This is a genomic window from Psychrobacillus sp. FSL K6-2836 (assembly GCF_038003085.1).
In the GTDB taxonomy this organism is placed as follows: Bacteria; Bacillota; Bacilli; order Bacillales_A; family Planococcaceae; genus Psychrobacillus.
Window position 1 is genome coordinate 977206 of the sequence record NZ_JBBOOM010000001.1, and the last position, 23835, is coordinate 1001040.

The 23835-nt window shown below is 39.1% G+C and carries 20 protein-coding genes; 1 reads left to right on the forward strand and 19 read right to left on the reverse strand.

Annotated elements, in window-relative coordinates:
* Positions 1-1194: 1194 nt before the first annotated feature.
* The 15 genes from MKY37_RS04755 to MKY37_RS04825 all read right to left on the reverse strand — a co-directional run bounded on the left by MKY37_RS04755 (position 1195) and on the right by MKY37_RS04825 (position 20527).
* On the reverse strand, positions 1195-2124 hold the full coding sequence (locus MKY37_RS04755; RefSeq protein ID WP_340774330.1) for a threonine/serine dehydratase: 930 nt from the start codon (positions 2122-2124) through the stop codon (positions 1195-1197).
* Positions 2125-2227: 103 nt separating this feature from the next.
* On the reverse strand, positions 2228-2809 hold the full coding sequence (leuD, locus tag MKY37_RS04760) for a 3-isopropylmalate dehydratase small subunit (RefSeq protein WP_340774332.1): 582 nt from the start codon (positions 2807-2809) through the stop codon (positions 2228-2230).
* Positions 2810-2821: 12 nt separating this feature from the next.
* The gene (gene leuC / locus MKY37_RS04765) at positions 2822-4231 is read right to left on the reverse strand and encodes a 3-isopropylmalate dehydratase large subunit (protein WP_340774334.1); all 1410 of its coding nucleotides are present in this window, start codon (positions 4229-4231) and stop codon (positions 2822-2824) included.
* 19 nt (positions 4232-4250) lie between these two features.
* Positions 4251-5351, reverse strand: coding sequence for a 3-isopropylmalate dehydrogenase (gene leuB / locus MKY37_RS04770; RefSeq protein ID WP_340774336.1), 1101 nt, complete (start codon positions 5349-5351; stop codon positions 4251-4253).
* A gap of 29 nt (positions 5352-5380) precedes the next feature.
* A complete protein-coding gene (locus MKY37_RS04775) occupies positions 5381-6922 on the reverse strand; it encodes a 2-isopropylmalate synthase (RefSeq protein ID WP_340774338.1) in 1542 nt (513 codons plus the stop codon).
* The gene (gene ilvC, locus MKY37_RS04780) at positions 6909-7940 is read right to left on the reverse strand and encodes a ketol-acid reductoisomerase (protein ID WP_340774340.1); all 1032 of its coding nucleotides are present in this window, start codon (positions 7938-7940) and stop codon (positions 6909-6911) included. The genes MKY37_RS04775 and ilvC overlap by 14 nt, the downstream gene beginning before the upstream one ends.
* Before the next feature lie 33 nt (positions 7941-7973).
* Positions 7974-8489, reverse strand: a complete 516-nt coding sequence (ilvN, locus tag MKY37_RS04785) for an acetolactate synthase small subunit (protein WP_340774343.1) — start codon at positions 8487-8489, stop codon at positions 7974-7976.
* The gene (gene ilvB, locus MKY37_RS04790; RefSeq protein ID WP_340779843.1) at positions 8486-10174 is read right to left on the reverse strand and encodes an acetolactate synthase large subunit; all 1689 of its coding nucleotides are present in this window, start codon (positions 10172-10174) and stop codon (positions 8486-8488) included. Before ilvB ends, ilvN begins: the two co-directional genes overlap by 4 nt.
* 490 nt (positions 10175-10664) lie before the next feature.
* Positions 10665-12332 carry a dihydroxy-acid dehydratase gene (ilvD, locus tag MKY37_RS04795; protein WP_340774345.1) on the reverse strand — a complete coding sequence of 556 codons (1668 nt, stop codon included), beginning with the start codon at positions 12330-12332 and terminating at the stop codon, positions 10665-10667.
* A 725-nt stretch (positions 12333-13057) separates the two neighbouring features.
* Entirely contained in the window at positions 13058-13489 is a 432-nt protein-coding gene (locus tag MKY37_RS04800) for a hypothetical protein (RefSeq protein WP_340774348.1), read from the reverse strand.
* 940 nt (positions 13490-14429) lie between these two features.
* Positions 14430-15848, reverse strand: a complete 1419-nt coding sequence (locus MKY37_RS04805) for a methyl-accepting chemotaxis protein (RefSeq protein WP_340774350.1) — start codon at positions 15846-15848, stop codon at positions 14430-14432.
* A 42-nt stretch (positions 15849-15890) separates the two neighbouring features.
* Positions 15891-16112, reverse strand: a complete 222-nt coding sequence (locus tag MKY37_RS04810; RefSeq protein WP_340774351.1) for a CHASE3 domain-containing protein — start codon at positions 16110-16112, stop codon at positions 15891-15893.
* A gap of 105 nt (positions 16113-16217) precedes the next feature.
* Positions 16218-17900: a methyl-accepting chemotaxis protein gene (locus MKY37_RS04815; protein ID WP_340774353.1), complete on the reverse strand. Its 1683-nt coding sequence runs from the start codon at positions 17898-17900 to the stop codon at positions 16218-16220.
* A gap of 157 nt (positions 17901-18057) precedes the next feature.
* Complete coding sequence (locus tag MKY37_RS04820) at positions 18058-19746, reverse strand: methyl-accepting chemotaxis protein (protein WP_340774355.1); 1689 nt, start codon at positions 19744-19746, stop codon at positions 18058-18060.
* A 25-nt stretch (positions 19747-19771) separates the two neighbouring features.
* Positions 19772-20527, reverse strand: a complete 756-nt coding sequence (locus MKY37_RS04825) for a C40 family peptidase (RefSeq protein ID WP_340774357.1) — start codon at positions 20525-20527, stop codon at positions 19772-19774.
* Between the two features lie 180 nt (positions 20528-20707).
* Between MKY37_RS04825 and MKY37_RS04830 the strand changes: the two genes are divergently transcribed.
* Positions 20708-21034: an SCP2 sterol-binding domain-containing protein gene (locus MKY37_RS04830; RefSeq protein WP_340774359.1), complete on the forward strand. Its 327-nt coding sequence runs from the start codon at positions 20708-20710 to the stop codon at positions 21032-21034.
* A 42-nt stretch (positions 21035-21076) separates the two neighbouring features.
* On the opposite strand, the gene MKY37_RS04835 is transcribed toward MKY37_RS04830, so the two are convergent.
* Genes MKY37_RS04835 through MKY37_RS04850 form a run of 4 tightly spaced genes read right to left on the reverse strand, consistent with a single transcriptional unit; the run spans position 21077 to position 23827 of the window.
* Positions 21077-21463, reverse strand: a complete 387-nt coding sequence (locus MKY37_RS04835) for a hypothetical protein (RefSeq protein ID WP_340774361.1) — start codon at positions 21461-21463, stop codon at positions 21077-21079.
* A 58-nt stretch (positions 21464-21521) separates the two neighbouring features.
* A complete protein-coding gene (locus MKY37_RS04840) occupies positions 21522-21875 on the reverse strand; it encodes a hypothetical protein (RefSeq protein WP_340774363.1) in 354 nt (117 codons plus the stop codon).
* Positions 21872-22273 carry a flagellar export chaperone FliS gene (gene fliS, locus MKY37_RS04845; protein ID WP_340774365.1) on the reverse strand — a complete coding sequence of 134 codons (402 nt, stop codon included), beginning with the start codon at positions 22271-22273 and terminating at the stop codon, positions 21872-21874. Before fliS ends, MKY37_RS04840 begins: the two co-directional genes overlap by 4 nt.
* Before the next feature lie 39 nt (positions 22274-22312).
* Positions 22313-23827, reverse strand: coding sequence for a flagellar hook-associated protein 2 (locus MKY37_RS04850; RefSeq protein WP_340774368.1), 1515 nt, complete (start codon positions 23825-23827; stop codon positions 22313-22315).
* Between the last annotated feature and the right edge of the window lie 8 nt (positions 23828-23835).

The following is a 23835-nucleotide window of genomic DNA, read 5'->3' on the forward strand; positions in this document are numbered from 1 at the left end:
AAGTAATTATATTTTAGTTACCTAACAAAGTCAAGTGATGAGTTTAAGGTATGTCGAGGGAATGGTGAATCACAAGGTCTTCGTGTGGAATCGCAAATAGATGGGATAGAATCGCTACATTTTTGGACGTTGAGGAAGCAATATAATTTTGCGCAACTTACTGGGGCTTATACGCAACATTATCCCCTGTTCTCGCAACATCCGGGTGCCTTTACGCAACATTTCCGCACTTTTAAGCAACGTTTTCGGTTTGCGCAACTTACTATTCCGTATGCGCAACATTATCCTCTGTTCTCGCAACATCCGGGTGCCTTTACGCAACCTTTCCGGGTGTTGGCGCAACGTTTTTGATTTGCGCAACTTGCTATTCCGTATACGCAACATTATCCCCTGTTCTCGCAACATCCGAGTGCGTTTACTCAACATTTCTGCACGTTTAAGCAACATTTTCGATTTGCGCAACTTGCTATTCCGTATGCACAACATTATCCTCTGTTCTCGCAACATCCGAGTGCGTTTACGCAACGGTTCAGCACGTTTAAGCAACGTTTTCGGTTTGCACAACTTACTATTCCGTATGCGCAACATTATCCTCTGTTCTCGCAACATCCGAGTTCGTTTACGCAACATTTTCGCACTTTTAAGCAACGTTTTCGGTTTGCGCAACTTGCTATTCCGTATGCGCAACATTATCCTCTGTTCTCGCAACATCAGGATGCGTTTACGCAACATTTCCGCACTTTTAAGCAACGTTTTTGGTTTGCGCGACTTACTATTCCGTATGCGCAACATTATCCCCTGATCTCGCAACATCCGAGTTCGTTTACGCAACGGTTCCGCACGTTTAAGCAATGTTTTCGGTTTGCGCAACTTACTATTCCGTATGCGCAACATTATCCCCTGATCTCACAACATCCGAGTGCGTTTACGCAACATTTCCGCACGTTTAAGCAACATTTTCGGTTTGCGCAACTTACTATTCCGTATGCGCAACATTATCCCCTGTTCTCGCAACATCCGAGTGCGTTTACGCAACATTTCCGCACGTTTAAGCAACGTTTTCGGTTTGCGCAACTTACTATTCCGTATGCGCAACATTATCCTCTGTTCTCGCAACATTGTAGCTCTTTCTCCACCATTATCTTGACACATTAAAACACCACTAGCTCATTATGGCTAGTGGTGTCCTTCGTGTTATTTAGCTAGCGGCATATTCATACATAATTGTTGGCATTCGACTAGTTTACTAACATCGAAGTTGCCTCCGCTTACGATAATGCCGACATTTTGGGAGGAACCTGGAATGCGGTGATTCAATACTGCCGCTACAGCTGCGGCTGCTGCACCTTCGATAAGCGTTTTTTCTCGTTCGAGCGTGAAGAGAATGGCAGATGCAATTTCTTGCTCGCTCACAGTAATTACATCGTCCACAAATACTTGAATAATTTTCATGGTCAAATTTCCTGGTGTTTTCACGTTGATGCCTTCTGCGATTGTTTTGCCTTGGAAAGGTAGCAGTCCGTCTCCTTTTCCTTTATATGCTATGGCAATTGCCGAGGCATTGCTGGATTGTACGCCGATAACGCGGATATCAGGACGGATTGATTTGACTGCAAGGAGTGTTCCAGCTAGTAAGCCTCCCCCTCCTGCTGGCACAACAATCGTATCTAGCTCCGGTCGCTGCTGAAGCATTTCCATCGCGACGGTTGCTTGCCCTTCGATAACCGCTATATCGTCAAAAGGATGGATGAATGTTGCTCCTGTTCGGAGTTGTTCCTCACGGGCAGCAATATAAGCTTCATCGAAATTTTGACCGACTAGTTTGACGGTTGCGCCGTACCCTTTAGTAGCATTTACTTTTGAAACGGGTGTTCCAAGCGGCATGAAAATCGTGACTGGTACATTTCGTGCTTTTCCAGCAAAAGCAACACCTTGCGCATGATTACCGGCAGAGGCTGCGATTAATCCTTTGGCACACTCTGCTTCGCTAAGTTGAGATACTTTATTCATAGCGCCTCTAATTTTAAATGACCCAGTTTTTTGCAGGTTTTCTAATTTCAAAAACACATTTTTCTCGGTCATTTTATTGAATGTGGCCGATCTTTTACACGGTGTGCGATGCACGAACTCCGCTACTTTTTCAGATGCACGATATAAACCTACAGTGTCGTATGAATTCCCAACAAAACCATCTCCTAATTAGCTATTTTTTTTAAAACTCAATTGTTTATGCTTGAGCTACTTTGTCTTCATAAGCTTTTATTTTATCCTCATATTGGAAGGTTAACGAAATTTCGTCCCATCCATTTAAAAGCATTTTCTTTTGGTACGGATCGATGTCAAATGAATATACAACACCGTCAGCACCTGTTACCGTTTGAGCTTCTAGATTAACTGCCACATTATATACTTCTTTGCTTAGCAATGCTTCCACTTCATCCACCGATAGCTTAATCGGCAAAATACCGTTTTTCATGCAGTTATTATAGAAGATATCCGCAAAGCTTGGTGCAATGACTACTCGGAAGCCATAATCCAAAATGGACCAAGGTGCATGCTCACGAGAGGAACCACAGCCAAAATTGTCATGTGCTACTAAAATAGTAGAATCTTTATAGCGTTCATCGTTTAATACGAAGTCTTTAATAGGCTCATCATTTGCATCGAAGCGCCAGTGGTAAAATAGGTATTTACCGAATCCAGTGCGTTCAATACGTTTTAAAAATTCTTTTGAGATAATTTGATCTGTGTCGACATTTTTTTGATTTAAAGGGGTTATGATACTTTTGATTTCATTGATAGGCTCCACTGGATTTCCTCCTTATGCATTTACTAGTCCAAATTTTCGAATATCTACAATGTGACCTTCAATTGCGGCAGCTGCTGCCATTGCTGGGCTCATCAGATGCGTTCTGGAACCAGCTCCTTGACGACCTTCAAAGTTTCTGTTGGAAGTAGATGCGCAGTGCTCTCCTGCTGGAACGATATCATCATTCATCGCTAGGCACATACTGCAGCCTGATTCGCGCCATTCAAATCCAGCTTCAAGGAATACTTGGTCGATACCTTCTTGCTCTGCTTGTTTTTTAACCGTTTGTGATCCAGGAACGACAATTGCGGTTACGTTTGGATGTACTTTGCGACCTGCAATTACGTTTGCTGCTGTGCGAAGATCACTTAGACGTGCATTTGTACAGGAACCGATAAATACATTTGATATCGCAATGTCCTCTAACGGCATCCCTTGGTCTAGCCCCATGTAAGCAAGTGCTTTTTCATGTGCTTGCTGATCGCTTGTTTCCACAAAATCGGATGTGAACGGGATATTTTGCGATACACCAGAGCCCATGGAAGGATTTGTACCCCATGTTACAAATGGTTCGATTTCATCTGTAGATATTTCTACAGTTTTATCGTAGGTAGCACCTTCGTCAGTTGCTAAAGCTAACCAACGTGCTGCTTCTTTTTCAAAAGCTACCCCTGAAGGTACATGCTCACGACCTCGAAGGAATTCAACAGTCGTCTCATCCGGACTGATCAAACCTGCACGAGCCCCTGCTTCAATCGACATATTACAAATGGTCATACGCTCTTCCATTGATAGTTTACGAATCGCTTCGCCTGTATATTCCACGATGTAACCTGTACCCATATCGATACCAAACTTCGAAATAATCGCTAAAATAATATCTTTTGCAGCTACACCATATCCAAGCTCACCTGTCACTTTAATCTGCATTGTTTTCGGTTTAGCCTGCCAAAGTGTTTGTGTAGAAAGAACATGCTCTACCTCACTAGTACCGATACCAAAAGCAATTGCACCAAATGCACCATGTGTAGAAGTATGACTGTCTCCACAAACAATCGTTTTACCAGGCTGAGTTAAGCCAAGCTCTGGTCCGATAATGTGTACAATTCCTTGGTCAGGATGGTCCATATTGGCAAGTGGAACACCAAATTCTTCACAGTTTTGTTGAAGTGTTGAGATTTGCTTACGGGCGATAACGTCTTTAATCTGTTCTCTATTACGAGTTGGTACGTTATGATCCATCGTTGCATAACATAGATCCGGCCGGCGAACCTTGCGATTATTTAGTCGTAACCCTTCAAAAGCTTGCGGAGATGTCACCTCATGGAGTAAGTGTAAATCGATATAGAGAAGGTCTGGTTTACCTTCTTCCTCGTACACAATATGTTCATCCCAAATTTTCTCAATAATCGTTTTTGCCATTTAGTCCCTCTCCTTTTGGTTAGACATAAGAAAACATAATACTATCTGATACAAATTCTGAGTCTAATTCTTCGATCACTTTTGCAGTCCATTCCGTAGTAGAAAGAACTCGTTTCCCTTTTATTTGAAGGTCACTTGTAAAATTACCGTCATTTAATACATTAAATACTGCTTCTTCAATAGCTGCCGCTTCCGTTTCCATTTGGAACGCTTCACGCAGCATCATAGCTGTTGAAAGAATAGTTGCAGCTGGGTTTGCTTTGTTTTGACCAGCAATATCCGGAGCAGAGCCATGGACTGGTTCGTATAAACCAAAGCCATCCTCACGTGTACTTGCCGAAGGAAGCATTCCTAAGGAACCAGTTATTACGGATGCCTCATCACTTAAAATGTCCCCAAACATATTTTCCGTTACAATTACGTCAAATGAATCTGGTTTCGTGATTAACTTCATCGCAGTTGAATCCACAAGCATATGCTCTACTTCTACATCCGGATAGCCTTGTTTTTTCTCTTCGACGATTTGACGCCATAATTTACTAGAATCTAGTACGTTCGCTTTATCCACAGAAGCAAGCTTGCCACGACGACTTCTTGCTAATTGGAAAGCAGTATCCACGATTCGTTCAATTTCACCCCGTGTATAAACTAAAGTATCCACTGCATAATCATTTGTTTTCTTACGAGGCTCAGCAAAATATAAGCCACCAGTCAATTCACGAACAATAACTAAATCTACGGATTCTGCTATTTCCTTTTTAAGAGGAGAAGCTTCTAGTAAAGCAGGAATCGCTTTTACTGGACGAATATTTGCATACAATCCAAAGTGCTTACGAATAGCTAGCAACCCTTTTTCCGGACGTAAATGAGATGGATTTTGATCCCATTTTGGCCCACCTACTGCACCTAAAAGGATGGCATCACTTTTACTACATGCATTAATAGTTTCTTCAGGAAGTGGGTTCTCACGAGCATCAATTGCCGCTCCACCGATCAATCCGTATTGCAAGTTAAACGTATGGTTATAACGTTTTGCAATAGCTTGAAGCACCTTTACCGCTGCTTCTGTTACTTCCGGCCCGATTCCATCTCCCGGTAATACCGTTATCGTTTTTTCCATCTCATTCACTCCCATTTTTTTGTTTACACTTATTGTCCTACTGCTGCTTGTTCTTTTATTTGAACGTTTACTAATTGACGGTTGATAGCGTTGATGTATGCTCTTGCAGATGCTTTCAATACATCCTGAGAAGCATTGCGACCAGATGATGTTTTGCCGTTGAAGGTTAAGTTGATAACTGCTTCACCAAGTGCATCGCGACCTTTGGATACAGATGAAACACGATAGTCTAAAATACGAACTTCACCTTTTACGATTTTTTCCAATGTATTGAAAATGGCTTCTACTGCACCTGAACCTGCGCAGGTTTCCACTACTTTTTCACCGGATGGCACTTTTACAGTAATCGTAGAGGTCGGAACATTGTTTTCATAATGAATGATCAATTCCTCTAATTCATACACTTCCACTTCTCCACTTTTCACCTGTTGGTCGGTCAATAAAACAAATAAATCCTCTTCACTAATTTCTTTCTTACGATCTGCTAATTTCTTAAACGCTACAAATGCTGCATTTAGTTTCTCATCAGTTAATTGGAAGCCCATTTCTGCTGCTCTAGAGAAGAATGCATGACGACCAGAGTGTTTTCCAAGAACTAGCTCGGTTGCTACATCACCGATTAAATCAGGTGTAATGATTTCATATGTTTCTGGATTTTTTAGCATGCCATCCTGGTGAATACCAGATTCATGAGCAAATGCATTTTTTCCGACAACAGCTTTGTTTGGCTGAATAACAACACCTGTAAGTTGACTTACTAGTTGGCTAGTACGCTTCGTTTCTTTCAATATAATCCCTGAATCGGCTTGGTAATAATCATTGCGAATATGTAGTGCAACAGCCACTTCCTCTAGTGCTGCATTACCTGCACGTTCACCGATACCATTAATCGTACCCTCAACTTGCGACGCTCCATTTTCAATTGCTGCTAAGGTATTGGCAACAGCCATCCCTAAGTCATCATGACAATGAGCAGATAATTTCACTTTTTCGATGCCTGTTACGTTTTCACTTAAGTATTTGAATAAAGCACCATATTCAATAGGAGTTGCATAGCCAACTGTATCTGGAATATTGATCGTTGTTGCGCCTGCTTTTATCACTTCATTCATAATGCGTACAAGGAAATCCTTGTCTGAGCGAGTAGCATCCTCAGCTGACCACTGTACAAGTGGAAAATATTTTTTCGCTAGTTTGACAGACTCAACAGCAATTTCAATTACTTGCTCTGGTGTTTTATTTAGCTTATATTGCATATGAATTGGGGAAGTTGCGATAAATGTGTGCAGATGAGGCTGTACTCCACCTTTTAACGCTTCCCATGAAGTTTCAATATCACTTTTAATAGAACGAGCTAGACCCGTAACGACTGAATTTTTCACTGTATCTGCAATTAACTTAACTGCTTCGAAGTCCCCAGGGGATGAAGCAGGAAACCCTGCTTCAATAATGGAAACACCGTACTTTTCAAGCTGACGAGCGATTTCTAGCTTTTCTTTCGTATTTAGATTAATACCGGCCGATTGTTCACCGTCACGTAGCGTTGTGTCAAAAATTTCAATTTTGCGCACTAGTCACCACTTCTTTCTTGACTTTTTTCCCTTCATTGATGAAAGGCATCATTTCACGTAATTTCGCTCCAACTACTTCGATTTGGTGCTCAGATTCTGCTTGTTTGATGGCGTTATATTTTGGACGATCTGTTTCGTTTTCTTTAATCCATTCTCTTGCAAATGTACCGTCTTGAATGTCTGTTAATACGTCCTTCATACGATCTTTTACAGATGAGTCAATGATGCGTGGACCTGACACGAAATCTCCCCACTCAGCTGTATCCGAGATAGAAGAACGCATTGTAGCCATTCCTCCTTCGTACATTAGGTCAACGATTAGTTTTAGTTCGTGTAATGTTTCAAAGTAAGCAAGCTCTGGTTGGTAACCAGCTTCTACTAATGTTTCGAAACCAGCTTTTACGATAGCCGTTGTACTACCACAAAGTACCGCTTGCTCACCGAATAGATCTGTTTCTGTTTCTTCTTTAAATGTTGTTTCTAAAACGCCAGCACGAGCAGCTCCGATACCTTTAGCATAAGCAAGGGCTAGGTCTTTCGCTTGCCCAGTTGCATCTTGATAAACTGCGAATAATCCAGGTACTCCTGCTCCCGCTTCGAATGTTCTACGTACTAAATGACCAGGACCTTTTGGTGCTACTAAGAATACGTCCACATCTGCTGGAGGAACGATTTGACCAAAATGTACGTTGAAGCCATGTGCAAATACTAAAGTTTTACCAGCTTTTAATGAAGGTTGAATTTCAGCTTCATATACTGCTTTTTGTCTTTCATCTGGTAATAGAATCATGATAACGTCTGCTTTTTCAGCCGCTTCTTTTACAGAATATACGTCTAAACCGTCTTCTTTTGCTTGGTCGAATGATTTACCTGCACGAATACCTACGATTACGTCAAATCCTGAATCCTTTAAGTTTTGTGCATGTGCGTGACCTTGAGATCCGTACCCGATGATTGCGATTTTTTTGTCCTGTAAAAGTCCTTCGTTGATATCTCCGTTATAATACATTTTAGCCATTGTTATTTCCTCCTCTAATTTAGGTTTTTTATATTATTTTAAAATGGATAACTGTGGTGTATTTACTTTTTGTGTCTCACGAACAAAGGCTGTTACGCCTGTTCTAGTAAGCTCTTTAATGCCATAAGGCTTAATCAAATCAATAAATGCATCGATTTTTTCTGGACTACCTGTTACTTGGAATGTGACAACATTTTTCCCGGTATCAATAATAGAAGCTCGGAAAGGTTCGATGATGCTATTAATTTCTGCTCTTACAGCTGGTGGCGACACGACTTTCACGAGCGCCAGCTCTCTTACGACAATTTGTTTTTCCGTAATATCATTAACTTTTAGTACATCTACTTGTTTTTGTAGCTGCTTTAATAGCTGCTCAAGCTTCTGTTCATCCTCCACATTTACGACAAATGTCATTTTGGATATGTCCGGTTGAACTGTATGCCCTACTGTGATGCTTTCTATGTTGAACTGACGCTTCATGAGAAGGCCAGTAACACGATTGAGAACTCCGCTTTGATTTAACACGGTTACTGTGATGATTCGTTTCATTCTGGCTTCACTCCAATCATTTCATGTAGCCCTTTACCTGGAGCAACCATTGGATAGACACTTTCTTTTTGCACAACTCGGCAATCGATTAGTACTGGCTCATCGGATTCTAGTGCTTCTTTTAATTGGGCCTTCGCATCTTCGAACGTTTCAATCTTATAGCCCTTAATATCGTAAGCTGCTGCTAGTTTCACGAAATCTGGTTGAACCGGAATAAGTGATTGCGAGAATCTTTCCCCGTGGAATGTCTCCTGCCACTGGCGAACCATTCCAAGCGCTTGGTTGTTTAAGATAATCACTTTTACGGGAATTCTTAGCTCTTGTAATAGAGATAACTCCTGTAAAGTCATTTGGAAGCCTGCATCTCCTACAATTGAAACTACCTTCGCGGTCGGTTTTGCTAACTGTGCTCCGATTGCTGCTGGGAAACCAAATCCCATCGTTCCAAGTCCACCAGATGTAACCCAGTTATGCGGCTGGTTAAATTTATAATATTGTGCTGTCCACATTTGATGCTGTCCAACGTCTGTCGTTACAACGGCATCTCCGTTCGTATACTCATGTACTAGCTCAAGTACTTGCTGTGGTAGCAATCCGCGTTCCTCGCTAGCTTGATAATGGAACGGATATTGCTCCTTTGAAATATTCAAGCTTTCCAGCCATGCTGCCGTGTTCCCATTTGGTGAACCTTGTGCTAGTAGTGCTTCTAAAGCTTCTTTTGCATCCGCAACGATGGGAATTTCTGTAGGAACATTTTTTCCAATCTCAGCTGGATCAATGTCTATATGAACTACTTTAGCGTTTGGTGCAAAGTAGTTTAAATTTCCTGTTAGTCTATCATCAAATCTAGCTCCGACATTTATGAGTAAATCACATGTTTGGATTGCCATATTGGCCGTATACGTTCCATGCATGCCTGCCATTCCAAGGAAAAGTGGATGATTTCCTTCGATAGTCCCTAATCCCAGAAGCGTGTTTGTTATAGGAATTTGATATTTTTCAGCAAATGCAGCTAGTTCGTCTGATGCTTTTGCGAATAATACTCCTGCTCCAGCAAGGATTAACGGCTGCTTTGCAGTAGAAATAGCTTGCGCTGCTTTTTGAATTTGTAAAAAGTTTGGCGTTGTCGTTGGCTGATATCCTGGAAGATTTACTTCCTGTGTGTCTTCAATCGACTTTGAGAACAAACTAGTAGCCATATTTTTAGGAATATCTACGACAACTGGTCCTGGACGACCTGTAGAAGCAATATGAAAAGCTTCGTTAATGATTCTTGGGAAATCTGCAACATCTTTAACTTGGTAATTATGTTTTGTAATAGGCTGGGTAATGCCGATAATATCTGCCTCTTGGAATGCATCTGTACCAATCACAGTTGTAGCAACCTGCCCGGTAAACACGACAAGTGGAATTGAATCCATCATCGCGTCAGCAATGCCAGTAACTAAATTTGTTGCACCTGGTCCTGAAGTGGCAATTACTACCCCAACCTTCCCAGAAACACGTGCATACCCTTCAGCTGCGTGAATAGCACCCTGCTCATGTCTTGCAAGAATATGTTTAATCGGATTTTTGTACAATGCGTCATAAATAGGTAAAACCGCTCCACCTGGATAACCAAATATTACTTCTACCTGATGCTGCTTTAACGTTTCGATAAAAACATCTGCACCATTCAACTGCATAGGAGCCTCCGTGGTGATTGGCTCTTCATAAACTTGATCAGTTTCCTCAACGGTCAACTTCATCATAAATTCCTCCTTTTAATCAAATCGTCCAGTTTTCTTGAAAAGCTTCGTTTGACTTGGTGCTTTAAATTACTGAAGTATAATTTATAAAAAAGAAAAGAATTTCACCCCACACAAAGAAACCTTCGTTCTTTTGTATAGGGATGAAATTCTTTTCATGGTACCACCCTAGTTCGTAGCGCAACCGCTACCTCGCAGACAACAGGCAAACGCCCACCATCCATTTATAACGAGAGTAGCTAAACTACACCCGGAAGTATCTAAAAGGTTTCCCGTTCAACACTTCACTCCGAGGGGATGTCGCTAAAGGTTGTATTGCCGGTTCCCACCACACCGACTCTCTGTAAATACAAGTTTCCTTTAACTTTTGCCTCATCAATGATTTATATATTTGGTTTTTAATCAAATTGATATATAGAGATTTCTTTTAGATTTTCATAACTCCACCAGTACTTGCTGATGTTACAAGTTTTGAATATCTTGCTAAATAGCCTTTTTTAATCTTTGGTTCAAATGGTTTTAAGTTTGCTTGTCTGGAAGCTAATTCCTCATCGCTAACTTGTAAATCTATCGTTCTATTTGTTAAATCAATAGCGATCACATCATCATTTTGTACTAAAGCGATCGGGCCACCATCTGCCGCTTCTGGAGAAATATGTCCAATAGAAATTCCTCGAGATGCTCCGGAGAAACGACCGTCTGTAATTAGTGCTACCTGAGTTCCTAATCCGCGTCCTTGAATTGCGGATGTTGGAGCAAGCATTTCTGGCATCCCTGGTCCACCTTTTGGACCTTCATAGCGGATAACCACTACATGACCTGCTTGAACAGTGCCTTCATCAATTGCTTCTTGTGCAGCCTCTTGTGAATCGAACACAATTGCTTTACCAGTGAACTCTTTAATAGAAGGATCCACCGCACCTACTTTAATAACCCCGCCTTCAGGTGCAATATTTCCGAATAACACGGATAAGCCTCCTACAGGACTATATGGATTTTCTTTTCGGCGTATGACTTGATCATTCGTAATTTCTGCTTCTTTGACATTCTCATAGAGTGATTTACCTGTAATCGTTAGACGATCTGGATGAACAGCTCCCGGAATCTCACAAAGTTCTTTTATAATGGCACTAACTCCTCCTGCTAGATGTACATCATGCATGGAGTAATCAGATGCTGGCATAATTTTGGATAAGTAAGGAATACGCTTAGCGACTTCATTGATCTCTCTCACGTCGTATTCAATTTCAGCTTCGTGTGCAATTGCTAATGTGTGGAGAACAGTGTTTGTTGAGCCACCCATTGCCATATCAAGTGCAAATGCATCATCGATTGTTTCTTTTGTTATTAAATCTCTTGGCTTCACATCTTCTTTAACCATACGTACTAAATGATGTGCTGCTTCTTTAATAAGGCGATGACGTTCGTCAGATGTTGCAATAATCGTTCCATTACCCGGAGGCGTCATTCCCAGCATTTCCATTAATGAGTTCATGGAGTTAGCTGTGAACATTCCTGAACATGAACCACATGTTGGACATGCATTTTGTTCAATATCAAGTAGCTGCTCCGCTGTCATGCCGCCAGATTTATAAGATCCAACTCCTTCAAACACAGATGTGAGTGAAAGTTGTTTACCATCAGCTGAAGTACCAGCTTCCATTGGACCACCTGAAACAAACACAGATGGGACATTTGTTCTTACTGCTGCCATTAGCATTCCAGGTGTGATTTTGTCACAGTTTGGAATGTAGAACACTCCGTCGAACCAGTGCGCATTAATCACTGTTTCAGCTGAATCCGCAATAAGCTCACGGCTCGGAAGTGAATATCTCATCCCGATGTGACCCATTGCAATTCCATCGTCTACACCAATAGTGTTGAACTCAAATGGAATTCCTCCTGCTTCACGAATTGCATCTTTCACGACCTCAGCAAATTTGTTTAAATGCATATGGCCAGGAATAATATCAATATAGGAGTTACAAACACCGATAAACGGTTTGTCTAAATCTTTCGTTTTGACCCCAGTTGCGTAAAGCAAGCTTCTATGTGGGGCACGATCGACGCCTTTTTTAATCATGTCACTTCTCAATTCAATCGCTCCTATACTTACCGCTTATGTAGCGTTTAGCTTTGCAGCTCTGAATATTAAGTCATTGTGAATTTTCTCACAATATTTAATATATTGTTGATATCATAACGCCTTTAAAATGCTGCGTCAACACCCTTTTTTATAATTGTCAGTTATTTTTGAATATTCTTTTTGTTTGTAATCGCTTACATCTGCGATATATCGCATTTTGCAGGAAATAAAAATAATTGTGAACTTTTTGTTAAAATGACGTGAGTATGTAAGATGATTGAGTCGTTGAGGAGGGGAAAAGGAATTCTTGTTTGATGTTGCTATTATGAAAAGAAATTGTTGGATTAAGTGCAGGGAGTTAATAGTGAGATGAAGTGTGGATAGAGATTATATAGTTAATAAAAGTTGATCGCACTTTAAATCGCAAGTTCTCTTGTGAGAATCACAATATCATATAGTTAAATCGCAAGTTATTAGTCGGGAATCGCAAGGTCTCAGCTTACTTTTTGCGAATCGCAAGTTATGTGCTCTGAATCGCAAGGTCAGTCGCGTGAATCGCAATAATACATACTCGAATCGCAAGTTAATTGTCGGGAATCGCAAGTCTGCTTACTTTTATACGAAACGAAGTTACAGCGTAGATCAAAATCTTTTGGTGATATAGTTTAATTTGAGAAATTTAAAAGAAAGAAAACAAGTATACCCCTTTCTCAACAAAGAGAAAGGGGTATCTATTACCACAAATTAGGTTTTGCAACCATGAACCATAGCATGATTAGTAATAATAAAATATATTTCCATACAGCAGACTTTAATTTTTTTATGAGTGTATCTAGATCAATCGTTCCTGCTTGGAATTCCCGTATATTTGGTTTAAATGCTCTTGCTAGAAACACAATAGAACTCGCCATCACTACAATCGTCATAATCACCCACGAGGTTGTCCATGGCCAATTTCCCTGCCATACAAGAAGAATCCCCGAACCAACAAGTACATGACCGGCGTGTTTAACAAGTCGAATTGCCGCTTGAAACACTTCTAGCGATGTATCTAACATCTCTTTATTTTTGCCTTTCATCCTATTTAATAAAGGAAATAGAACAAAAAATGGTCCAATCGATAATACTGCACTAATTACATGTATGAAAATAATGAATGTATACATTTCGAAACAACTCCCTACTGCTAGTATACTTGATTTTCATCGAAAACTTTGTGACGAGTTCTAGAATAATAAAAGATAATTTTAGGCAAAAATAAGGGCACTCCCTAGTTTCATTTTATAATCAGTAAGGTGTTCCCCCTAAAGGATTTGAGGAAAAACTTTCTCGCAACGTTTAATACGGTTTGCGCAATGTTTTTCTCATATGCGCAACATTACGACCTCTTCTCGCAACATCCGGAACTGTTTACGCAACATTCTAGTTTCTCGCAACGTTTATTGCGGTTTACGCAATGTTTTTCGTGTTTACGCAACATTATTGCCTCTTCTCGCAACATCGTGAACCGTTTGCGCAACTTTCTTGTTTCTCGCAACGTTTAATGCGGTTTACGCGATGTTTTTCGTTTATGCGCAACATTATTACCTCATCTCACAACATCGGGAACTGTTTGCGCAACTTACTCACTTCTCGCAACGTTTAATGCGATTTGCGCAATGTTTTTCTCATATGCGCAACATTACGACCTCTTCTCGCAACATCCGGAACTGTTTACGCAACATTCTAGTTTCTCGCAACGTTTAATGCGGTTTACGCAATGTTTTTCGTGTTTACGCAACATTATTGACTCTACTCGCAACATCGTGACCCGTTTGCGCAACTTTCTTGTTTCTCGCAACGTTTAATGCGGTTTACGCGATGTTTTTCGTTTATGCGCAACATTATTACCTCATCTCACAACATCGGGAACTGTTTGCGCAAATTACTCACTTCTCGCAACGTTTAATGCGATTTGCGCAATGTTTTTCGCTTATGCGCAACATTACGATCAGTTCTCGCAACATCATAGCCTGTTTACGCAACATACAACTAGATTCACCCAACTCCGCTTCCCATTCACAAAAAACGACTCCTATTTGCTAGTACAAATAGGAGTCGTCTCTCTTATAGTTTAAAATGACTTACTTCGTTCTGTAGTTTCTCGGCTAAATCAGCTAGAGATTGGGCACTGGATGAGATTTCTTCGTTGGCTGCTAGTTGCTGTTCGGTTGCGGCGCTTGTGTCGCTTGCGCCGTCTGCAGCGTGTGTTGCCAGTGTTTGGACTTGTTGGACACTTTCTGTTACGGAACTAGCCATTTCTTGGATTTGGCTAATTGCGGTTGTGACAGATCCTACTTTTTGTACGACATCATCTACGCTTGTTTCGATTTGTTGGAAGACATTTAAGGATTCTGTCGTTTTTGATAGGCCTTCTTCTACTTTATCTCCACCTGTTGTAATAGCTTTAACAGCGGAATTGGATGCTGCTTGGATTAGCTGTACCATTGATGCGATTTCGGAAGCTGAGTTTTTGGATTGCTCTGCTAGTTTTCGCACTTCTTCTGCTACTACTGCAAAGCCTTTTCCGTATTCCCCAGCACGAGCTGCTTCAATTGCTGCATTTAATGCTAGCAGATTCGTTTGATCGGAAATGTCTGTAATCAGCGATGTGATATTTTGAATTTCATTGGAATGCTTCGCCATGTTTTTCATGATTTCTGTTGTTTCATTGAAAGTTGCATGAATGGTATCCATTTGACTAGCTACATTCGTTACGACGGAGGATCCTTGTGTAACGAGGGATCGTACACCATCCGTAGCTTTTAACATTTCACCATTACTAGAAGCAATTTGTGAGACGCCTTTTTGTAAACTTGTCATAGAGTGCATAGAAGCATTCATCTGCCCAACTTGTTCTTCACTCGCTACCATTTGAGCTTCCGCAGATTTTGCGACCATCTGGGAGGAAGCAAGGCTTTCTTCCGAGCTTGCAGAAAGTTCCTCCGCATTTGCTGCTAGCTGCATCGATGAATCGCGGACACCAGACACGATGCGTTGTAAATCATTCGACATTTTGTTGAACGTTAATGCCATATCCCCAACTTCATCCTTATTCTTAATAACAATCGGCTCTATCGTTAAATTACCACCTGCAATTTCTGCAAGACCATTTGTCACTTTCTTAATAGGTCTAGCTATACTTCTACTTATGAAGTGGGATACAAGGATTCCTACAATAACACTAAGAATCGTTAATATTAATGTGACGATATTAGCAGTTTTTACATATGTAATTAATTCGTCTCTTGTTTGATCAACTTCATTTTGTTCAGCAGTTTTTAATTCTACTAATATATCACTAATTCCCAGATTAAGCTGAGTGGACTGAGCTGCGAACTTTGAGTACATACCGTCTACCTTTTTTAATTCAATCATTTGATTGTTTGCTTCAAAAAGTTGTTTGGATTGCTCCTGTAATTTTTCTATTAACTCTTCTGAAGGAGAATCGTTAAGACTACTAGCCAGAGTTGTTGTAATCTCCATTACTTGATTGTAATTAGCTTCTAGTTTCTCTACTGACGATAGTTAATTGAACATTAAAAACTCTAGCACGGAAGTCGACATTTGTTTTTGAATTACTTCCAACTTCTCGACAAGAGTCACGCGTTCTATTTCCTCGTCGATTAATGAATCATATCTATCCGACACATCATATGTTGTCCACATAGACATGACACTCGCAATTATTAATAAAATAAGTACTGCTGAAAAGCCACCCCATAATTTCTTAGAAATTGATAGTTTCATTATTATCCCCTTTTCCTCTAGTTGCTACGTAAATATAATTATTCAAGCTGAAAGTTTACCAATAAAAGACCCTAAATCCAGCTTGCGATTTAGAGTCACTGAAAATTATAAGTTAAAATGACTTACTTTATTTTGTAGTTTCTCTGCTAAATCTGCTAGAGATTGTGCATTGGCTGAAATTTCTTCGTTTGCTGCTAATTGTTGTTCAGTCGCAGCACTTGTATCACTTGCACTATCCGCTGCATGCGCGGCAATTGTTTGTACTTTCTCGGCACTCTCTGTAACAGATTGAGCCATTTCTTGAATTTGTCCAATTTCAGATGATACTAATTCTACTTTTTGAACCACATCTTCTACACTAGTTTCAATTTCATGGAATACATTAAGAGATTCTGTTGTTTTCGCAAGACCCTGCTCTACCTTATCCCCACCAGTTGATATAGCTTTAACTGCGGAACCCGAGGCAGATTGGATTAGCTGAACCATTGACTCGATTTCGGATGCAGAATTCTTCGATTGCTCTGCCAGTTTACGTACTTCCTCCGCCACTACTGCAAATCCTTTACCATATTCCCCTGCACGAGCAGCTTCAATTGCTGCATTTAATGCAAGTAAATTCGTTTGCTCAGAAATATCCGTAATAAGAGAAGTAATGTTTTGAATTTCGTCCGAGTGTTTAGCCATGTTTTTCATAATTTCAGTTGTTTCTGTGAAGGTAGTATGAATCGTTTCCATTTGGTTAGCCACTTCAGAAACGACAGAGGAACCTTTTGTTACGAGTGTTTTCACGTCAGCCGTCGCTTGTAGCATTTCATCATTACTAGATGCAATTTCAAATACACCTTGTTGTAGGCTTCCCATTGAGTTCATGGATGAATCCAGATGTTTTACCTGTTGTTCACTAGCGGCCATTTGCTCTTCCGCAGACTTAGCTACCATTTGAGAGGAAGCGAGACTTTCTTCTGAGCTCGCAGAAAGTTCTTCCGCATTTGCTGCTAATAGCATTGAGGAATCTCGAACACTGGATACAATTTGCTGTAAATCATTCGACATTTTGTTAAACGTCGTCGCCATTACACCGACTTCATCTCTGTTTTTAATAATGATTGGCTCAACTGCTAGGTTACCTTTTGCAATTTCCTCCAGACCATTTGTAACCTTTTGAATTGGTTTGGAAATAGATTTCCCAATAAAATAAGAAATCAAAATACCAAAAATAATTGCTACTATTGTTAGAATAATTAGTGCTATCGCTGTTTTATCTTCAAATCCTTCTAACTCTGCTCTTGTATCTGCCATATTATCTTCTTGAATTTTTTTTACATCTGCTAAAATACCAAGTACATTAGCATTAATCTCTGAAGAATTTGCTGCATATTGTTCAAATGGTTTATTTGCCGATTTTAACTCAATAATCTTATTGTTGTTTTCAAACAACTTCACTGTTTCTGTTTGAAGATCTTTCATCAACTTAGCAGATTCTGCATCTGTAGCTTTTTCGATTAAAGCTCTTGCAGCAACTGAGCCTTTCTCTATTTCAGCATCAAACTTATCCACAGCATCTTTCTTACCAAACATAACAAACTCTAATACGGCAGTTGCCATGTCTTTTTGTATAACTATAATTTGCTCTACTAGATTAATTTTAGTTATATCATCATCCAGTAAATCCTTGTATCTGTCCGTTAATTTATTTGTTCCACTTTGAGTAAGAACACTAGTTATTACTAGTAGTAGTAGAATTGCACTAAAACCAAACCACATTTTCCTTGAAATCGTTAATTTCATATATATCCCCTTTTTTCCTATACCCATAATTTTCATATAATTCTAATGTAACCTTTTTATTATACATAACATGAGGGTATTTGGACATATAAAATTTGTATTATTTCAGAAAAATATCCTATGCCGTAGAAAACGACATAGGATAGACAGAATTTTATTATAATTTAAAGTGACTAACATTATTTTGTAAAGCTTCAGCAAGATCTGCTAGCGACTGCGCATTGGACGAAATTTCTTCATTTGCAGCGATTTGCTGCTCCGTTGCAGCACTTGTGTCATTAGCACCATCCGCTGCTAGCGTTGCGAGTCGTTGTACTTCTAACGCGCCCTGGGAAACTGACTCCGCCATTGCCTGGATTTGTTCAATAGCTGCCGAAACCGATTCCACTTTAAGACCAACCTCTCCGACAGCCTCTTCAATTCCTTGGAATACTCTTAAGGATTCCGTCGTTTTAGCGATGCCGGCTTCCACCTTCGCACCTCCATCTGTAATAGCATGAACGGCATTTCCAGAAGCACTTTGAATTAGTTGAACCATGGAGGCTATCTCTGTTGCAGAATTCTTAGATTGCTCTGCAAGTTTACGAACCTCATCTGCTACAACTGCAAAGCCCTTGCCGTATTCACCAGCCCTTGCTGCTTCGATGGCTGCATTCAAAGCTAATAAATTAGTCTGTTCGGATATATCCGTTATTAAAGCAGTAACTGTTTGAATATCATTGGAGTGCTTCGCCATATTTTGCATAATAATAGTCGTGTCATTAAAAGTTGTGTGAATTGTATCCATTTGTTTAGCAACATCCGATACAACATTAGATCCTGTATGGATTAGTTTTTGTACATCATTTGCAGCTTGTAACATTTCTTCATTGCTGACAGAAATTTGTCCGATACCTTGCGATAGCTCGTTCAATGACTGGACCGATGAATCCATGTGGTTCACTTGCTGCTCACTCGATACCATTTGAGCTTCAGCAGATTTTGAAACCATCTGAGAGGAAGCCAAACTTTCTTCAGAGCTAGCTGAAAGCTCTTCTGCATTCGCTGCAAGCTGCATGGAAGAATCACGAACACCAGAAACTATTTCGCGGAGGTCTTTAGACATTGTGTTAAAAGCGGAAGCCATCTCTCCTACTTCATCTTTATTTTTAATCACTATTGGCTCTACAGTTAAATTTCCGGTAGCAATTTCTGTTAGTCCTGCGGTAACAAGTTTTACAGGTTTTGATATACTTCTACTGATGAAATATGCTAAAAGAATACCTAGTATAATTCCCAATATAGCTAAAGCACTAACGAAAAGTCTTGCTCCCTCCTCATAGCTTGAAAGCTCATCTCTAGTTGTATCCATATCGGCTTGTAAGTACTGTTCAATTTCCTCTAAAACTGTAAGTGCAGCTGTATTTGTTTCTTTCGCATTTGCTGTGAATTTATTGACCGCTGAAGTATCTTTCTCTATTTTCGCCTTAATTGCGTTTGCATTAATAGCAGCAAACATATCATTTTTCTTTTCAAATTCAGTAATCATATCTATTGTCTCTGGTGAAAACAATTTATTGCGCAATTCAGCAGTTAACTCATTTGTAATTTGCTGATTTTCCTCTACATGTTTCCTAGCTGCATCAGTATTAAATAGTAAAAAATCCATTAATGCTCTAGCTGTGTCTTTTTGAGACATCTCAATTTCCTTTACAAGATTCACTTTACCCACTCGATCATCTAACAAAAATTGATATTTCTCACTATTATTGACTAATGTCATAATCGATAATATTGAGACAGCCATTAATAGTACTAGAATAACAACAAACCCAAGCCACATTTTCTTAGCAATAGTCCATTTCATGCAATATCCCCCTTTTGCTTCTGCTCTAATTAACAGTTAATGAATTGAATCGATTAAATGAAACAAAATGATCTTTCCAATAAGAGGATTCTAAACTAGCCACTTCCACCCCTTTTGACCCAGCATGGATAAACTTATTATCTCCCAAGTAAACTCCCATATGAGAGATTCCTTGCTTATATGTATTTTCGAAAAACACTAGATCCCCTACAACCGGGAGTGCCACATTAGCTGTCTGCGCAAAATAACTTTCGCTGCTTTGTCTCGTAATATCTAGCCCTGCCTGTGCATGAAGGAAATAAATAAATCCACTACAATCGAATCCAGCCATCGTATTACCAGCATATAAGTATGGAATACCTTCTAGATGCTTTGAAAAGTCTATCATTAAAGAATATATAGCTTGTCCTTCGATTGATAAATTCTTTGCTTGCTCTGCAATTGGTGCAGTGGTTGGCTGAGCGTCAAGTGATTGAACTGGTTCAACTACGGTTTCCTGTTTAGGAGTATTTGTAACTATCACAGGTTTCGGTTTAGCAGCAATCACTTTTGCTGGTGCTTTCGTCGTAACGGCCGCTTTTTTAACGATCAATTTCTGTTTAATATAAATACTATCTTTTGTTAGCTTGTTCCATGAACGGAGGTCGTTGATAGCTACTTTATTTAGCTTAGCTATTTTCGTTAACGTATCCCCTTTTTTAACTTCATACAAGGCATTAGCACTAGCAGTTGATGCAAATGAAGTAAGTAAAACTGTTACTATTAGCACTTTCTTGAACATATAGACCCTCCTTCTATTTAACTACTTAATGTTTAACCTAATCATACCATTTCTATTAACCAATCACATTATAATTTTCAATTAATTTCCCGGGGAATATTAGCTCGTCAACAAGTTAAAAATATGAGAAAATAAATATATGAATGAATATTCATTCAAATGAAGAAAGGATGAACATATATGAATGAAACATGGCAACTAATTGAAACAACAATGAATGAAAATCCTGCACCAATTCAAAACGAAAATGTACGTTATGAGTTTAACTTAACTGGAGATAATGCATGTGTGAAACAGCTAATCTTAACAAATGGAACCGCAGAGGTAACAGAAGATACGACAACAAAAGCAGATTGCAAGCTAACCTTGAGTTCTAAAGATTTTATGAAACTATTAGCGGGCGAGTTAAATAGCACTACCGCATTTATGTTTGGGAAGTTGAAAGTTGAGGGGAGTATAGGACTAGCGTTGAAATTAGAGGGGCTGTTAAAGGAGTATCGGTTTTGAGGATAAAAATAACCCAATGATATTTTCTCATTGGGTTAGAATTTATACTTGTGTATAAACAACTAATTGTGGATAAATAGAGTCAAACCATTTTTTGTATGCTGGATAAAGTAATTGCTGAACCACTTCTTGTTTTTCTTGAGATTTTTCAAATATACCATCTAACTTCTCAGCTTCAGCAATAACTTCTTTAAAGCCAAGAATAGTGTTTTTCACTTCCATATTCTCATGATAAATAGAAGTTAAATCATCGTTCACTTGAATAAGCTGAACAAAGGAAGAAAGAATATCACTCAACACAAGATCACCTTCTGTTTTCGAGTAATCTGAAAAACTAGCAACAACGTATTCAAATGCTTCATTTATATTTTGAAGCATTGTTGTATATTCTCGAACTAATTGTACTTGATCTTCTGTTAATGTTGTCATTTTAATAACTCCAATTCATATGTAAAACCGGCACAAGCATGAGCTAATGCCGGTTTGTTTATTTTTTCTTATCGTAAAAAGTGCCATCTCGGAAGACTTGGTTGTAAGGGTCCATGTAGGCGTTGACAGACACTTTCTTTTTTTGTTGGTCAGCTATATCCACTCGAATATCCTTCAAATAGACTTTTAGCTTTGCTTGAAGTATTTTTTCCAGGGGGAGTAGCTCTTGTCCAAAAGTAAATTCTTCGTCTGTAAACGGAGCTTGAATAGAAGCCTGTAAATTCTCACGTTCAACCAAAAGACTCTCTACTTGTTCAATCACTTCATCGCGCTTTTCGTCATCCTGAACATCTAGAATAAGTATTAACTTTTCAGTAGCTTTTCTCCAGGAGATTAGACTCTCACGAATCATACTTCACCTGCGGAGCCATATTGTTTTTGACGATTTATTTGAATTACTTGTTTCCATGTATCACGAAATTCGGTTGTCAGTCCATATACTTCATCCACAAGAGCAGCATCATTGTTTATATTTGCTTCTACTAAGCGATTAATCATGTATTCATATAAACTAGACATTGATTGTGAGATAGTTTGTGATGGATCAAGAGTAATCATTAACTCACGTAAAATATTTTGAGCCTTTTGGATATTCGTATTTTTCAACTCAATATCTTTTGTTTCTATTCCTTTTTTCGCTTGGTTCAAAAACTTCAAACAGCCATTATATAGCATAAGTGTTAGCTCACCCGGAGTAGATTGAGTAACACTATTTTGTTGATAGGCTTGATATGGGTTATTTACCGCCATGATAACACTCCTCTTTTTGTAACACTTGTAACAATTTTATTATTGTCCGCCACCAAAAGCATTCATTAAATAGGCAGATTGTTGATTTGCTCGTTGAATTGCAGATTCCATTGCTGCAAATTGGCGGTAATAGCGATCTTCTACCATTAAAAGACGATCTTCAAAACGAGTAATTTGATCTTCAAAACCATTTAATGTACGCCCAAGTGAGAATGTATTATTGACTGCAGAATCCGATCCAGCTTTTTCAATTACTTTCTTACGCGTATCATCTAGAGTTGCTACTAATCTTCTCCCTAGCCCTTTTTCCGAATTCGTAGCACCATCTGCTGCAAAAAGTTCATACACTTGGTTAGGATCATCTGAAATTGCTTTACGCAACTTCGCTTCATCAATTACTAATTTTCCATTATCCATATAGTTACTAGAAGTTGTAATACCTATTTCACTTAATCTATCTGCACCATTAATTCCACTTACAGCTGAATTTAACGCTGTACGCAATTGACTTAACGCACTGGAAATAACACTATCATTACGTAATGTCCCACTTTTTGCTTTTTCTTCCCAAAGTTCGATTTCTTTTTCTTTCATATCCGCCTTCTGCTCAGTAGAAAGTGGTTGGAAATCTCTATATTTTTTCTCACGAATTTCACTGTTCAAGTTCTCAATTAACTTGTTGTATTCATCTACAAACTTAGTGACCGATTCAAGAATCTTATCAGTGTCAGGTGCCGAACTAAAAGTAATATCTGTGTTATTAGCTTTTTTTAATGTTACTTCGAATCCATTGATTTGAAAAGTATTTGATTGACGCTGAGTTTCTAAACCGTTAAAAATAAATTTGGCATTTTTACCATCCGTTCCTCTAGAAGCAGTTGCCGCTGCAACATTGTTGGTGTCCATTTGCATAAAATACTTTGCAAAGTCACCAGTAAATTCTATTTCATTAGTACTGTTTTGAGAATTACCACTATTTTTTGCAGTAATAGCTATCTTTCCAGTAAAGCTATCAAATATAGCTGTTACACCAGAATTCTTATTGATATCATCCAAAATACTTTGCATAGTAGAGTTTTCATCTATTTTTACATCATAGCCTTTTGTATCAAGTGTTCCATCTGCTTTTATTGCTTTTATATTGAAGGTGGTTGGTATATTAATCGTTGGCTTTATTTCTTTTAAAGTTTTTTTCAGATCTGCTTCCGAATTGAGCACACGCCCCGAACTTTGCATTGTAGCAGCTTCAGCTAACTGTTCAACTTTAATTTTACCGGTAAAGTCACTTGTAGAAGTTACATTTCGAACACTAATATCGTCCGGAGCTGAACTAGTCACTGTTTTTTGTATATAAGTAGATTGACGTAATATTGTATCGTTTGTTAAATTCCGAAAATCAAAAAGTTTTTTATTAGCTGATCGATAATCATCCCGTTGCCATTCCATATATTGCTTCTTTTGCATTATCTTATCTAAAGGAATACGCTGGGCTTTCATCATATCTTTAATCATTGTTTCTGTATCCATACCACTTGCTAATCCGGTAATACGCATATGTCCAC

Coding starts and splice junctions, on each gene's coding strand:
- leuC (WP_340774334.1), bottom strand. CDS start 4,231: ATGGCAAAAACGATTATTGAGAAAATTTGGGATGAACATATTGTGTAC.
- leuB (WP_340774336.1), bottom strand. CDS start 5,351: ATGGAAAAAACGATAACGGTATTACCGGGAGATGGAATCGGGCCGGAA.
- ilvC (WP_340774340.1), bottom strand. CDS start 7,940: ATGGCTAAAATGTATTATAACGGAGATATCAACGAAGGACTTTTACAG.
- ilvN (WP_340774343.1), bottom strand. CDS start 8,489: ATGAAACGAATCATCACAGTAACCGTGTTAAATCAAAGCGGAGTTCTC.
- ilvB (WP_340779843.1), bottom strand. CDS start 10,174: ATGCAGTTGAATGGTGCAGATGTTTTTATCGAAACGTTAAAGCAGCAT.
- MKY37_RS04800 (WP_340774348.1), bottom strand. CDS start 13,489: ATGTATACATTCATTATTTTCATACATGTAATTAGTGCAGTATTATCG.
- MKY37_RS04805 (WP_340774350.1), bottom strand. CDS start 15,848: ATGGAGATTACAACAACTCTGGCTAGTAGTCTTAACGATTCTCCTTCA.
- MKY37_RS04810 (WP_340774351.1), bottom strand. CDS start 16,112: ATGAAACTATCAATTTCTAAGAAATTATGGGGTGGCTTTTCAGCAGTA.
- MKY37_RS04815 (WP_340774353.1), bottom strand. CDS start 17,900: ATGAAATTAACGATTTCAAGGAAAATGTGGTTTGGTTTTAGTGCAATT.
- MKY37_RS04820 (WP_340774355.1), bottom strand. CDS start 19,746: ATGAAATGGACTATTGCTAAGAAAATGTGGCTTGGGTTTGTTGTTATT.
- MKY37_RS04825 (WP_340774357.1), bottom strand. CDS start 20,527: ATGTTCAAGAAAGTGCTAATAGTAACAGTTTTACTTACTTCATTTGCA.
- MKY37_RS04830 (WP_340774359.1), top strand. CDS start 20,708: ATGAATGAAACATGGCAACTAATTGAAACAACAATGAATGAAAATCCT.
- MKY37_RS04835 (WP_340774361.1), bottom strand. CDS start 21,463: ATGACAACATTAACAGAAGATCAAGTACAATTAGTTCGAGAATATACA.
- MKY37_RS04840 (WP_340774363.1), bottom strand. CDS start 21,875: ATGATTCGTGAGAGTCTAATCTCCTGGAGAAAAGCTACTGAAAAGTTA.
- fliS (WP_340774365.1), bottom strand. CDS start 22,273: ATGGCGGTAAATAACCCATATCAAGCCTATCAACAAAATAGTGTTACT.
- MKY37_RS04850 (WP_340774368.1), bottom strand. CDS start 23,827: ATGCGTATTACCGGATTAGCAAGTGGTATGGATACAGAAACAATGATT.